11 protein-coding genes and 1 tRNA gene are annotated in these 12,966 nt (G+C 66.0%); 3 read left to right on the top strand and 9 right to left on the bottom strand.

What is annotated here, in order from left to right:
• Positions 1-3: 3 nt before the first annotated feature.
• Complete coding sequence (locus AX730_RS10665) at positions 4-333, bottom strand: YerC/YecD family TrpR-related protein (protein WP_062356002.1); 330 nt, start codon at positions 331-333, stop codon at positions 4-6.
• 235 nt (positions 334-568) lie between these two features.
• Between AX730_RS10665 and AX730_RS10660 the strand changes: the two genes are divergently transcribed.
• A complete protein-coding gene (locus AX730_RS10660) occupies positions 569-2,395 on the top strand; it encodes a sensor domain-containing diguanylate cyclase (protein WP_062355999.1) in 1,827 nt (608 codons plus the stop codon).
• Positions 2,396-2,487: 92 nt separating this feature from the next.
• Here AX730_RS10660 and AX730_RS10655 read toward each other — a convergent pair whose 3' ends face one another.
• Together AX730_RS10655 and hisS are read right to left on the bottom strand one after the other, a co-directional pair.
• The gene (locus tag AX730_RS10655) at positions 2,488-4,377 is read right to left on the bottom strand and encodes an HAL/PAL/TAL family ammonia-lyase (RefSeq protein ID WP_062355996.1); all 1,890 of its coding nucleotides are present in this window, start codon (positions 4,375-4,377) and stop codon (positions 2,488-2,490) included.
• Position 4,378: 1 nt separating this feature from the next.
• Positions 4,379-5,761 (bottom strand): histidine--tRNA ligase, encoded by a 1,383-nt coding sequence (gene hisS / locus AX730_RS10650; protein WP_062355993.1) that lies wholly within the window; start codon positions 5,759-5,761, stop codon positions 4,379-4,381.
• A gap of 149 nt (positions 5,762-5,910) precedes the next feature.
• On the opposite strand from hisS, the gene AX730_RS10645 reads away from it, so the two are divergent.
• Together AX730_RS10645 and AX730_RS18865 are read left to right on the top strand one after the other, a co-directional pair.
• A tRNA-Pro gene (locus AX730_RS10645) sits at positions 5,911-5,987 on the top strand.
• A 200-nt stretch (positions 5,988-6,187) separates the two neighbouring features.
• Positions 6,188-6,628 (top strand): hypothetical protein, encoded by a 441-nt coding sequence (locus tag AX730_RS18865; RefSeq protein ID WP_157074200.1) that lies wholly within the window; start codon positions 6,188-6,190, stop codon positions 6,626-6,628.
• Between the two features lie 769 nt (positions 6,629-7,397).
• On the opposite strand, the gene AX730_RS10640 is transcribed toward AX730_RS18865, so the two are convergent.
• Genes AX730_RS10640 through AX730_RS10615 form a run of 6 tightly spaced genes read right to left on the bottom strand, consistent with a single transcriptional unit; the run spans position 7,398 to position 12,966 of the window.
• Positions 7,398-8,663, bottom strand: a complete 1,266-nt coding sequence (locus AX730_RS10640; protein WP_062355990.1) for a glutamate-5-semialdehyde dehydrogenase — start codon at positions 8,661-8,663, stop codon at positions 7,398-7,400.
• 19 nt (positions 8,664-8,682) lie between these two features.
• Positions 8,683-9,831, bottom strand: a complete 1,149-nt coding sequence (gene proB / locus AX730_RS10635; protein ID WP_062355987.1) for a glutamate 5-kinase — start codon at positions 9,829-9,831, stop codon at positions 8,683-8,685.
• Positions 9,832-9,840: 9 nt separating this feature from the next.
• The gene (locus tag AX730_RS10630; RefSeq protein ID WP_083537851.1) at positions 9,841-10,080 is read right to left on the bottom strand and encodes a YciI family protein; all 240 of its coding nucleotides are present in this window, start codon (positions 10,078-10,080) and stop codon (positions 9,841-9,843) included.
• Positions 10,081-10,094: 14 nt separating this feature from the next.
• Positions 10,095-11,387, bottom strand: coding sequence for an argininosuccinate lyase (argH, locus tag AX730_RS10625; protein WP_062355981.1), 1,293 nt, complete (start codon positions 11,385-11,387; stop codon positions 10,095-10,097).
• On the bottom strand, positions 11,384-12,346 hold the full coding sequence (argC, locus tag AX730_RS10620; RefSeq protein ID WP_062355978.1) for an N-acetyl-gamma-glutamyl-phosphate reductase: 963 nt from the start codon (positions 12,344-12,346) through the stop codon (positions 11,384-11,386). Before argC ends, argH begins: the two co-directional genes overlap by 4 nt.
• On the bottom strand, positions 12,343-12,966 hold the full coding sequence (locus tag AX730_RS10615) for a GNAT family N-acetyltransferase (protein WP_062355975.1): 624 nt from the start codon (positions 12,964-12,966) through the stop codon (positions 12,343-12,345). Before AX730_RS10615 ends, argC begins: the two co-directional genes overlap by 4 nt.

Here is a 12,966-nt window from a genome sequence, read left to right as displayed (position 1 = left end):
AACTCAGTGGGAAGCGGAAGGCGTCGCGGCCTGCTGGCGCTGGACGGCGGCGGCGTAGCCCCCGGCACCGCGTTCCAGCGTGCGGGCGACACGGCCGATGGTGGTCACGCTGACCTGGGTCAGGTCGTGGATCTCGCGGTACGGCACGCCCTTCAGCAGCAAGGGCACGACCCGCCAGCGGTCGGACATGGCTTCCAGTTCCGCCGGGGTGCAGAGGTCTTCGAGAAAGGCCCTTACCTCGCCCGCCTGCCCCAGCGCAGCCAGGGCCTCGGACAACGCCAGCAGCGGACCGGTCGCGGTTTCCGAATCCTCATGGGTCGAACGACGTTTCATCGGCGGGAACCAATCCAATGTATTAACACGCTATTACATTAGTCCGATTACGGCGGTGCGTCAACCTGTCCTCACCGGATCACCTTGTCTGGATACAGGCCCCGCTTGCGTTGTCTTGGACAGGACAGCACGCGATGGACCGGAGTGGACAGGGACGATGAGTACACTGCCAAGGAACCCTGAATGCCGGACCGGAAATCCCGGCGGCCCCAAGGACACCCCGGGGGGGACGGGCATGCCACCACCACGCAACTCGCTGCTCACGGGTGCCGCACTGGCGGGCTGGCTCGTGCTGCTTCTGTTCGTTCCAGTGCTGGCAGTCGCCGAGACGTCGGCGCGCATCACCCACGACACCACCTACCTGCCCCTCGCGCCGCAGACCAGCTACCTGCACGACGCCGCTGGCACGGCAACGCTGGACGAAGCGCACCGCTTGCTCGACGGCGGCCGCTTCGAGCCGCTGCCCAATGGCGACGCCTCCTTCGGCTTCCAGACCGGCGCGTTCTGGTTCCATGCTCGTGTGACCAACGAGAATCCGCGCGAGCAGCGCTGGCTGCTGGTGCAGCAATACGCGTTGAGCGACCGCATCGACGTGTATGCCCGCTATCCGGACGGCCGCACCGTGCACCACGCCGGCGGCGACACCTTCCCGTTCGAACAGCGCAGCATCCACTACCGCCACCCCAACTTCTGGCTCGACCTGCCGACCGGCGAAGAGGTCGACCTGCTGGTGCGCGTGCAGAGCCAGAGTTCGATGCAGGTGCCGCTGTTTCTCTACACCCCTGCCGCGTTCGCCGAACTGTCGCGCGACGGCCAATTGGGTATCGGCATCTACTACGGCATCCTGCTGGCGCTGTTCTTCTACAACCTGGTGCTGTGGCTGGTGCTGCGCGACGGCAGCTACTTCTGGTACCTGTTCCACATCAGCGCCTTCGGGCTGGTGCTGTTCACCCTCAACGGCCTGGGCTTCGAATACCTGTGGCCGCATTCCACCTGGCTGGCGGACAAGTCGGTACCGCTCTCGGTCTGCCTGGCGCAGATCGGCATGCAGCAGTTTTCGCGTACCTTCCTCGACCTCAACAGGCGATGGCGGCTGGGCGACCGCATCAGCAAGGGCATCATCGCGTTCTTCGTGCTGTTGGGCATCGCCGCCACCCAGCTGCCCTACCACGTGGCCACGCCGATCGCCTCGGCGGCGGTATTCCCCAGCATCGTGTGGATCGCGGTCATTACGCTGATGGTGGTGCGTACCGGCTACCGGCCCGCCAAGGTGTTCCTGCTGGCGTGGGCGATGTTCCTGCTCGGCACCGGCATCTTCGTGGCGCTGGCATTCGGCCTGCTGCCGAAGACCTTCATCACCGAGTACGGCGTGCAGATCGGCTCGGCGCTGGAGATGCTGCTGCTGTCGGTGGCCCTGGGCTACCGCTACGCCGCCCTGCGCAACGAGAACGAGCGCATCGTGCGCGATGCGAAGACTTCGCTGGAAGCGCAGGTCGTCGCGCGGACCGGCGAACTGCGGCAGGCGATGTCGGAACTGGAGAGCGCACACCACCGGCTGCGCGAATCCAGCCGGCTCGACGGCCTGACCGACCTCTACAACCGCACGCATTTCCGCGAGGCGTTCGAGCACCTGCTGTCGCAGTCGCGCAACACGCAACGCCCGATCTCGCTGCTGATGATCGACCTGGACCACTTCAAGCGCATCAACGACACCTACGGCCACCTGGTCGGCGACGACTGCCTGCGCTGCACCTCGAACACGCTGGCCGAAACGCTGCGCCCGCACGGCGCACTGCTGGCCCGGTTCGGCGGCGAGGAGTTCATCGCCGCCCTGCCCGGCATGGGCCTGGGCGAAGCCAGCGTGGTCGCCGAGGAACTGCGTCAGGCCTTGCGCGCGAATCCGTGCCGCAGCGGCGACCTGGAGATTGCGGTCTCCGCGAGCATCGGCGTGCACTGCGTCGACCTGGAAGCCCGCGACAGCCTGGAGTCGGCGCTGCAGGTGGCCGACCAGGCGCTGTATGCCGCCAAGGCCGAGGGACGCGACTGCGTAAGGACTTTGTAGCGCTCGGGATGTCAGGTGTGGGAGCGACGTAAGTCGCGATAGCTTCAAAAGCTCGCGACTTACGTCGCTCCCACACCTACCACTTATGTCTTTCAGCGATTGCGGACCGCGGCCAGGATCTCGCCCGATTCGACCAGCCGCACGGCGGTGGCGACTTCGCCATCCAGGGCGCGGTCGCGGTCCAGGAACGGGATCTTCGCGCGGATCGCCGCGTGCGCGGCCGCGACCGCATGGCCCGGATGGAACGCCTCGCTGGACGCCAGCGCGTTCCGCAGCGCATCGACTTCGGCCAGGAACGCGTCGCGTCCTTCCACACCTGCCGACGGGCCACCGGACACCTTCGCGGCGAGACCTTCCGCATCCGTGCGATCCGACAGCGCACGCGCCGCATTGATCATGTCGCGGCGCAGGTCGAGCGCCTGCGCGGCGGTGTACAGCTCCAGCGCCAGCACCTTGCCCAGGTCCTGCACCATCGCCAGCACGTGGCGGGCTTCGTTGGCGCCCATCGACACATGGTCTTCCGCGTTCGCGCTGGTCGGCACCGAGAACACGCTGGCCGGATGCGCGCGGCTGGCGAGGTCGTTGACGATGGCCGCCGCGGAGTACTGCACGATCATGTGGCCCGACTCGGTGCCGTCCTCGTTGCCGATCAGGAACGCCGGCAGGCCGTCGTTGGTGGCCGGATCAACCAGCTTGTTGAGGCGGCGCTCGGAGATCGACGCCAGCGTCGGGATGGCCGCCTTCACGTAGCTCATCGCCAGCGCCAGCGGCATGCCGTGGAAATGGCCGGCCGAGATCACCTGCTCTTCGACGTGCTCGGCCTGCTTGTCGGGGAACACCAGCGGGTTGTCGGTGACGGCATTGAGTTCGATCTCCAGCACGCGCTTGGCCTGCTCGACCGCATCGCGCACGGCGCCGTGCACCTGCGGAATGCAGCGCAGCGAGTAGCTGTCCTGCGGCTGGTGCTTCTTGCCGCCGCGGAACGGCATGAAGCGGCCGTAGAACTTCTCGCGGCCGTGGCGCTGGTCGGTCGGCACCCAGTCCCACCCGATATCGAAGCGCAGCGCCTGCGCCTCGGCGGTGTCCCAGCTGCGCGGCAGCCAGGGCCGGAACTTCGGCACCAGGTGGTACGGGATGTCGGCCAGCGTCGAGCCGTCCAGCAGCTCGCGCAGGCGCGCGGCGACGTGCACCTGGCCCGGATGCGGCCGCAGCGCATGCACTTCCTCGGCGAACGCGCCCAGGCGACCGGCGAAGGCGTCGATGGTCATCGCGGCCGCGAGATCGGCGGTATCCAGCAACTGGTCCAGCCGGTAGGTGGCCAGCACGCCCATCGCCAGCATCTGCGCGGTGCCGTTGTTGAGCGCCAGGCCTTCCTTGTACGACAGCGCGACCGGCGACAGGCCGGCACGCTTCAGCGCGTCGGCACCGGCGATGCGCTCGCCTTCGTAGAACGCTTCGCCACCACCGAGCAGCACGATGGCCAGGTGCGACAGCGGCGCCAGGTCGCCGGAGGCGCCGACCGAGCCCAGCGACGGCACCACCGGCACGACGCCGGCATTGAGCATGGCGGCCAGCGCCTGCAGCGTCTCCACGCGGATGCCGGAGTGGCCCTTCAGCAGCGTGTTGATGCGGATGCCGAGCATGGCGCGGACGATCTCCGGCGCCATCGGTTCGCCCACGCACACGGCATGGGTGACGATCAGGTTGTACTGCAGTTCCTCGTGCAGCGAACGCCCGGACTTCGTCGCGCCCGGCAGTTCGTCGCGCAGCGGATGCGCGCCGAGCAGCTTGTCGGCGTTGCTGCCGAAGCCGGTGGAGACGCCGTAGATCGGCTCTTCGCGACGGACCTGTTCGGCCAGGAAGTCGGCCGCACGGGCAACGTTCTTCAGCGCGCCCTTGTCCAACTCGACACTGGCGCCGAAGGCGATCTCGACCAGCCGGTCGCGGGTGAGGGATTTGCCATCCAGCAGGATTGGTTTCATGTCAGCGCCCCGCCAGGGCACGCGCCTGTTCCAGTTCGACCTTCAGGCTGCTGGCCAGCTCCTCGCGCGTCACTTCGAACTGCTGCTCGCGCTGCAGGTCCTTGACCGTCACCACGCCACGGGCGAGTTCGTCCTCGCCCGCCAGCACCACGAAGCGGATGCCGGCACGCGACGCGTACTGGAACTGCTTGGCCAGCTTGCGGCTTTCCATCTGCACTTCGGTGTTGATGCCCGCCGCGCGCAGGCGGCGCGCGATGTCGAGCGAACCGGCCAGCTGGCCGTCGTCCATCAACGCGACCATGGCCTGCACGCTGCTTTCGTCGCTGCCGGCGATCAGGCCGGCTTCGCGCAGCTGCCAGAACAGGCGGGTCAGGCCGATGGAAATGCCGACGCCCGGCAGCTTGGACTTGGTGTAGTGGCTGGCGAGGTCTTCGTAGCGGCCGCCGGAACAGATGGAACCGATCTGCGGGTAGCCGTCCAGCTGGGTCTCGTAGACGGTGCCGGTGTAGTAATCCAGGCCGCGGGCGATGGAGAAGTTCAGGCAGTACGCGTCCTCCGGCACGCCCAGCGCCTTGACCAGTTCCAGCACTTCGCGCAGTTCGGCGATGCCCTGGTTGAAGGTGTCGCTGCCCTGCCCCAGCGCATCGAGCTTCGCCAGCGCATCGGCATGGCCGGTGCTGCGCACGGCGACGAAATCGAGGATGCGGTCCACGCCTTCGACCGACATGCCGAAGCCTTCGCCGGTCAGCGTCTCGCGCACGTAATCGGCGCCACGCTTGTCCAGCTTGTCGACCTCGCGCAGCACCAGCGCCTGCTGCTCGCTATCGGTGACGCCCTGGGCTTCGAAGAAGCCGCGCATCAGCTTGCGGTTGTTCAACTGGATGGTGAACGCGCCGATGCCCAGTTCGCTGAAGACCGCGTGGATCACCGCCAGGATCTCGGCATCGAAGCGCACGCTCAGCGCGTCCTTGCCGATCACGTCGATGTCGCACTGGTAGAACTCGCGGAAGCGGCCGCGCTGGGCGCGCTCGCCGCGGTAGACGCGCTGGATCTGGTAGCGGCGGAACGGGAAGGTCAGTTCGTGTTCGTGCTCGGCCACGTAGCGGGCCAGTGGCACGGTCAGGTCGAAGCGCAGCGCCAGTTCGGGCAGGCCTTCGCCCTCTTTGGCGAGGGCGCCGGTGGACTGGACGAAGTAGACCTGGCGTTCGGTCTCGCCGCCGGACTTGGTCAGCAGGGTCTCGGACAGTTCGAAGACCGGGGTTTCCACCGGCAGGAAGCCGAAGCGCTCGTAGTTCCGGCGGATGGTGTCCAGCATGCGCTGGAAGGCGATCTGCTCACGCGGGAGCAGCTCCATGACGCCAGGCGGGGTACGGGGCTTGATCAAGGGACACTCCGGCGTTCGTGAACGGCGCATTTTACTTTCGTTGGCGTATCCGCCGCAGCCTTTCCCAGCCCGCTTGCCTAACTTTCGTTGGCGGAACCTGCCGGGGGCTTGCCCGGGCCGGGTCACCCCCCTATAATTTCGCGCTCAGTCGGGGTGTAGCTCAGTCTGGTAGAGCGCTACGTTCGGGACGTAGAGGTCGCAGGTTCGAATCCTGTCTCCCCGACCAATAGATTCAGTGTGTTACGACGAAACCGCCCCAGTGGCGGTTTTTTCGTGTACGCACTGTGTAAGCAAACGGCAACCTCTACTTAGCTTTGCTTCCTAAGCGTCGCTATCATCCGCACGACACTGACTCAAAGCGGGTGCACCTTGCGAAGCATTGTTATGCTTCTAGCATTAGCCGCTTGCTTTAACGCCCATGCTCAGGTGATGTGGCGCGATGTAAAAGCCGGCTCCTCCATTGAGCAGGTACGTAAGCAAATACCCGGCGTCAGCACTCCAACCAAGCCTTCAACTCTCAGGGGTGGATTGGAAGGGCTGCTTGAATACACAGGCTTTCAAATCGTAGATCTCGACTTCAACGCGACCTTCTATTTCAAGGAGGCGAAGCTCGACAGAATCTTTCTGAGGCCAGTAGACAATCCAACCGGAGGAATGGCCAGGTCAGTTGCACGCAGACTGCTGGCTAGCCTTACCGCTAAATATGGCACACCGATCAGCTCTAGCAACAAAGAGCCATTTACACTCGAAGCAACTTGGATCAATCAGGGTGTCCAAATCAAATTTCGCTTTGACCAGTTTACCGAAGATGGAACCGGCTTTTTCATCCTGAACTACGTGGCACCGCAGGATGCCAGCAATATATAGGCAGGCCATAGGTTGGGTGAGCTTGCGAACCCCCAACGCCAAGAGATGTCCGCGCATCGATGCTGGGCTTCACTTCGTCCCACAACTTATGCGTTTTCAATGTAGGGCTTCACTCGGTTCAACCCAAACCCACGAAGACTTGCAGTCCATGCATGAATGTTATGAGCCAACCGAGTACTCGTGAGAGCAGTACACACAGAAAATGTTTCGACGATGCGTTCCCGAGCTAATGCGCATCTTCTTGCTACAAGCGGGACACTGCGCCTCAGCGGGCGGGCATGCCGAGAGACGATGGAGATCGTTCACTGGAACTGCAGCAGAGTGCTGAGCCCCTGAAGATGTGAAGGGATCCGAAATACTGGAAGAAGTAGCCATCGATTGGCAAATACGGGAAGCCTTCCCAGCGGCTTCGTGCTTTTTTACTTTCGACTCAAGAAGCAATAACGCAGCGTCTCGCCGGATTGACATCACCGGATCAACTTCCCACTGCGTGTACTTTTCGATTAGAAATACCTGGGCCGCATAAAATTCTTTCCCCGCCGCCTCATGGAGTAACTCCATGATAAGCATCATCTGCGAAAACGAATCACTTTGAAGCATCCGCTGATCTGCTTTGACGAGAAAGTCAGTCTCAGCTTCCCGCCTAAAGACTCCAGACATTATTCGATCTCCCCATGTTCTCTAGCCGCGATTAAACTCTAAAGAAGATCGTAAGACCATAAATTGACGTTAGTCTGCAAAGCGCGACTTTGGGACGCGCCAGACAATTTCACTCCAGCAGATCCGGATGCCGCACCTGCCCCTCCCCACGCACTACAAATCTCTCCACCGTCAGCGCCTCCAACCCCATCGGGCCGTAAGAATGCAGGCGAGTCGTCGAGATACCGATCTCCGCACCCAGGCCCAGCTCGCCGCCGTCCGAGAAGCGTGACGAAGCATTGACCATCACCACTGCTGATCGCAGTGCGTTGAGGAATGTCTCCGCATGCACAGGATCGCGAGTGACGATGACCTCGGTGTGATCCGACGTGTAGCGACGGATATGGGCGATGGCGGCATCCAGATCGTCCACCACGCCGACCGCGATCACCAGATCGAGGAACTCGGCGGCGAAATCCTCTTCCGTCGCGGTAACTGCGCCCGGCATCAGCCCCCGGGCCACCTCGTCCGCACGAATCTCGACACCGCGCGCACGCAGTGCCTCGGCCGCACGCGGCAGGAACGTCGCCGCGAGATCGCGATGTACCAGTAGTGTCTCCAGCGAGTTGCAGGCCGACGGCCGCGACACCTTGCCGTCCAGCAACAAGGCCAGCGCCAGATCCTCGTCCGCCCCCGCGTCCACATACTGGTGGCAGACGCCCTTGTAATGCTTGATCACCGGCACGCGCGCGTGTTCCGCGACGAAGCGGATCAGCCCTTCGCCGCCGCGCGGGATGACGAGGTCGATCACGTCGCTGAGCTGGATCAGTTCCAGGATGGTCTCGCGACGCAGGTCCTCGACCAGCGTCAGCACCGCCTCCGGCAGGCCGGCCCCGCGCAGGGCGCGCTTCAGCGACACCGCGATGGCCGTATTGGAATGGATCGCTTCCGACCCACCGCGAAGGATCACCGCGTTGCCGGCCTTCAGGCACAGCGCCGCCGCGTCCGCGGTGACGTTCGGGCGGGCCTCGTAGATCATCGCGATCACGCCGAGCGGCACGCGCACACGTTCCACGTGGATACCATTGGGCCGGTCGTAGGCGCGCGTCACCTGCCCGACCGGATCCGGCAGGTCCGCCACCTCGAGCACGGCGGCGGCGATGCCCTGCAGGCGTGCCGTATCCAGCCGCAGGCGGTCCAGCATGGCGCTGCCAATGCCTTTCGCCGACGCCGCCTCGAGGTCGCGCGCATTGGCGGCCAGGATTGCAGGCTCGTCGGCCAGCAACGCATCAGCCATCGCGCGCAGCAGCGCGTTCTTCGCCTCCGTCGGCAACGCCGCGATGGCGTGGACCGCGTCGCGGCATTTCAGGGCCTGCTGGGTGATGGTGCCGGTCATGCGGATTCCATGGGTGGGCTCAGACCAGGACGAGGTCGTCGCGATGGACGACGTTTTCGCCGTAGGTGTAACCGAGGATGGCTTCGATCTCGCGCGAATGACGCCGCGCGATGCGGCGGATATCGACCGCCGAGTACTGGCTGACACCACGCGCGATGCGCTGGTCGCCGGCTTCGCCGCGCAGCACCAGCTCGACCATGTCGCCCCGACGGAAGTCGCCCTCGGCCGTGGCCACGCCGCCCGGCAACAGCGAGGCGCCCTTCTGCCCCATCGCGTTAGCCGCACCGGCATCGACCACGATCGCGCCGGCCTCCACCGGCACGTTGCGCAGCCAGTACTTGCGTGCCGCCAGCCGATTCTGCGCCGGGCGAAAGCGCGTGCCGAGCAACGCACCACGCGACAGCGCCGACAGCGTCGCCGCTTGCGTGCCGTTGAACAGGAAGGTCTCGATGCCGGCCGCCGCCGCCTTGGCCGCCGCTTCCAGCTTGGTGTGCATGCCGCCGGTGCCGACACCGCTGCCGGCGCCGCCGGCCATGGCGAAGAACGCCGGCGTCAGCGCCTCCACGTCGAGGATCGGCTGCGCGTCGGCGTGCGTGCGCGGGTTGGCGGTGTAGAAACCGTCGATGTCGGTGGCGATGAACAGCGCATCGGCGTCGATCAGCGCGGCGACGACCGCGGCCAGGTTGTCGTTGTCGCCGAGCTTGAGCTCGTCGACGGAGACGGTGTCGTTCTCGTTGATCACCGGCAACGCGCCCAGCGCCAGCAGTTCCTGCAGCGTGGCGCGTGCGTTGAGGTAGCGGCGGCGGTTGCGCAGGTCGTCATGGGTCAGCAGCACCTGCGCCACCGGACGGTCGAAGAAGCGCTGCCACAGCGCGATCAACTGCGCCTGCCCCAGCGCTGCCAGCGCCTGCCGTTCCGCCATCGCCACGCCGGCCTGCGGTTTGCGATGCAGCAGGCCGCGTCCCGCCGCCACCGCGCCGGACGACACGATCACCACCTCGCGTCCGGCGGCGATGCTGGACGACACGAACTGCGCCAGGTTCAGCGCGTGGCGCGGACTGAGTCCCTCGCCCTCGGCCGCCAGCAGGCTGCTGCCCACCTTGAGCACGGCGCGACGCCAGGCCGGCAACGGTTGTTCGGAGAACGGCGGCGGCGTGGCGAGGGTCATCGGGTCAGCTCAGCGTGTGTTCCACTCGTGGACGGTGAGGTCGGAGGTGCCGGTCAGCGCCAGGGGATCGCGCGCTGCGATCGCTTGCGCCTCGTCCAGCGACGCGACGTTGACGAGCACGTAGGCGCCACCGGTCCTGTCGCTGAAGCCGCCGGTCATTTCCAGTTGCCCGGCAGCGCGCAGCTCGTCGAGGAACGCGAGATGCGGCGCGATCACCGCCTCATCGAATGACGGACGACGCATCGCCATGACGAGGTAGCGCGTCACAGCGCGTCCCAGCGGGCGAGCAGTTCGTCCAGGCGCAGGTCCGCGGCCGCACCGGGCGACACGCGCGCGGCGAGGCTGCCTTCCGGTGTGCGGCCCTGCCCTGCGCTGTCGGCGGAGGCCGCTGCGGCCTTGTAGGCTTCGCGGAACGGCACGCCCGCGACCGCCGCCTCGACCGCGACATCGGTGGCATACATGCCGGAGTCGATGCCGGCGCGCAGCCGGTCCTCGCGCCATTCCAGATTCGCCAGCAACGCAGGCAGCAGCTCCAGCGCCGGCAGGCCGCGCCCGAAGCCGTGGAAGATCGCGCCCTTGCTGGCCTGCAGGTCGCGGTGGTATCCGGACGGCAGCGACAGCAGCTGTTCGATCTCGCTGCGTGCCGCGGAGACGCTGGCATGCGTCGCGCGCATCAGCTCGATGACGTCGGGATTGCGCTTGTTCGGCATGATCGAACTGCCGGTGGTGTACTGCGCCGGCAGCGAGACGAAGCCGAATTCCGCGCTGGTGAACAGCGACAGATCCCAGGCGATGCGGCGCAGGTCCAGGGTGGCGCCGCCCAGCGCTTCCAGTGCGGCCAGCTCGAACTTGCCGCGCGACAGCTGCGCGTAGATCGGGCTGACCTGCATGCGCGCGAAGCCGAGCGCGGTGGTCGTGTGTTCGCGGTCGAGCTTGAGGTTGACGCCGTAGCCGGCGGCCGTGCCGAGCGGATTGGCGTCGACCAGCTTCAGCGTGTCGCGCGCACGCGTGGTGTTGTCGATGAAGGCCTCGGCCCAGCCCGCCCACCACATGCCGGCCGATGACACGACCGCCCGCTGGATATGCGTGTAGCCGGGGATCGGCAGGTCGCGCTCGGCCTGGGCACGGTCGAGCGCGACCTTGGCGATCTCGCGCGACAGCACGGCCACGCGCGCCAGCTTCCCCTTCAACCACAGGCGTGTGGCGACCAGGATCTGGTCGTTGCGGCTGCGGCCGGTGTGGATCTTGCGGCCGGCATCGCCGAGGCGCTCGGTCAGGCGCGCCTCGATGGCGGAGTGGCCGTCTTCGAAGCGTTCGTCCAGCACAAAGTCGCCGCGACGGAAGTCGTCGGCCAGCGTCGCCAGCTCGCGCTTCAGTCCGGCCAGTTCGTCGCCCGACAGGATGCCGGCGCGCTGAAGGCCTTCGGCATGCGCGGCGCTGGCCTGGATGTCGTGCAGGAAGAACTCGCGGTCGAGCACCACGTCATCGCCGGCGAGGAAGCGCTGGATTTCCGCGTCCACCGCCACGCCGGGCTTCTGCCACAACAGGTCGCTCATGCCACCGTCTCCTGCGGAATGCTGTCCAGCTCGTCGAAGCCGAACGCCAGATTGAGGTTCTGCATCGCCTGCGTCGCCGCGCCCTTGAGCAGGTTGTCGAGGGTGGCGACCACGACCAGGCGCTTGCCGCCGGGCGCCAGCGTGAAACCGCCGATCTCCACGCCGTGCCGGCCGGCGATCCGGCTGACCCACGGCGCTTCGTCGAGAATGTGGACCAGCGGCTCGGTGGCGTAGCGTTCGCGATACAGCGCGCGGACGTCGTCGATCTTCATCGCCTGCTGCAACCACAGGTTGACCGTCATGGTGATGCCGCGGAAATGCGGCGCCACATGCGGCATGAACTCGACCGGCACGCGGAGCTGCCGGCTGACCTCGCGCTCGTGCATGTGGTCGGTCAGCGCGTACGGCATCAGGTTGTCGCGCAGCAGCTCGGTGTTGTTCTTGTCGGAAGGCGACGTGCCCGCACCGGAATAGCCCGACACGCCGAAGCACTGCGGCGGCCCCGCCAGGCGATCGAGCGGCGGCGCGATGGCCAGCTGCATGGCAGTGGCGTAGCAGCCCGGATTGCTGATGCGCTTCTCGCCGGCATATTTCTGACGGGTCAGTTCGGGCAGGCCGTAGTACCAGTGCTCGTCAAAGCGGTAATCCGCGGACAGGTCGACCACGACGGTGTCGGGCGCCTGTGCGTCGATGGCAGCGACCAGCTCGGCGGCCTTGCCGTTGGGCAGCGCCAGGATCACGGCGTCCGCGCCCTTGCCACCGACCTGGTCGTGGCTGAGGTTCTCGTAGCGCAGGTCGCCGACGAACCCGGCGATATGGTCGCTGACCTTCTGCCCCGCCAACTCGCGCGAGGACACGAAGGCCAGTTCAAGCTGCGGATGGCGGGCGATCAGGCGGATCAGCTCCGCACCGGTATGGCCGCGGGCGCCGACGATGCCGACGGTCCTCTTGCTGCTCATGGGGAATCCTGTTCGTGCTGCGCCAGCTTGGCCTGCAAGTCGCGTTTCACTGCGGGCCATTCGCTGTCGACAATGGAGAAAATGACGGTATCGCGCGGTGAACCGTCGGCATGACGCTTGTGGTTGCGCAGCACGCCGTCCTGTTTGGCGCCCAGGCGTGCGATGGCGGCGCGCGAGCGCTGGTTGAACCAGCTGGTCTCGAATACCACGCTGATGCAAGCGAGCGTTTCGAACGCATGCGTGAGCAACAGCAGCTTGGTTTCGGTATTGATGGCGGTGCGCTGCACGTCCGGCGCATACCAGGTGTAGCCGATGCTGAGCTTGGGCACGTCCGCTTCCATGCCGTAGTAGCGGGTGCTTCCGACTACGCGACCGTTCGCATCCAGCACCACGAAAGGCAGCACACGACCCTCGCCCTGCGCCGCCAGCACCGCATCGACGTAGTTCGCCGCCTCATCGGCCTTCGGCACGCTGGTGAACCACAAGGCGGCCAGCGCGTCACCCGCCAACGCTGCGCGCACGCCGTCGACGTGATCGCGCGACATCGGCACCAGGCGCGCATGGCGGCCCGTCAGGACGGGAACCTGTTGCCAGTCGGCGGGAAGCGCATCGGCGGCCAT

The sequence above is a fragment of the Pseudoxanthomonas mexicana genome (assembly GCF_001556105.1).
Classification (GTDB): Bacteria; Pseudomonadota; Gammaproteobacteria; order Xanthomonadales; family Xanthomonadaceae; genus Pseudoxanthomonas_A; species Pseudoxanthomonas_A mexicana_A.
Note: the sequence above shows the minus strand (reverse complement) of the source record. Positions and strands in the feature narration are given on the sequence as shown.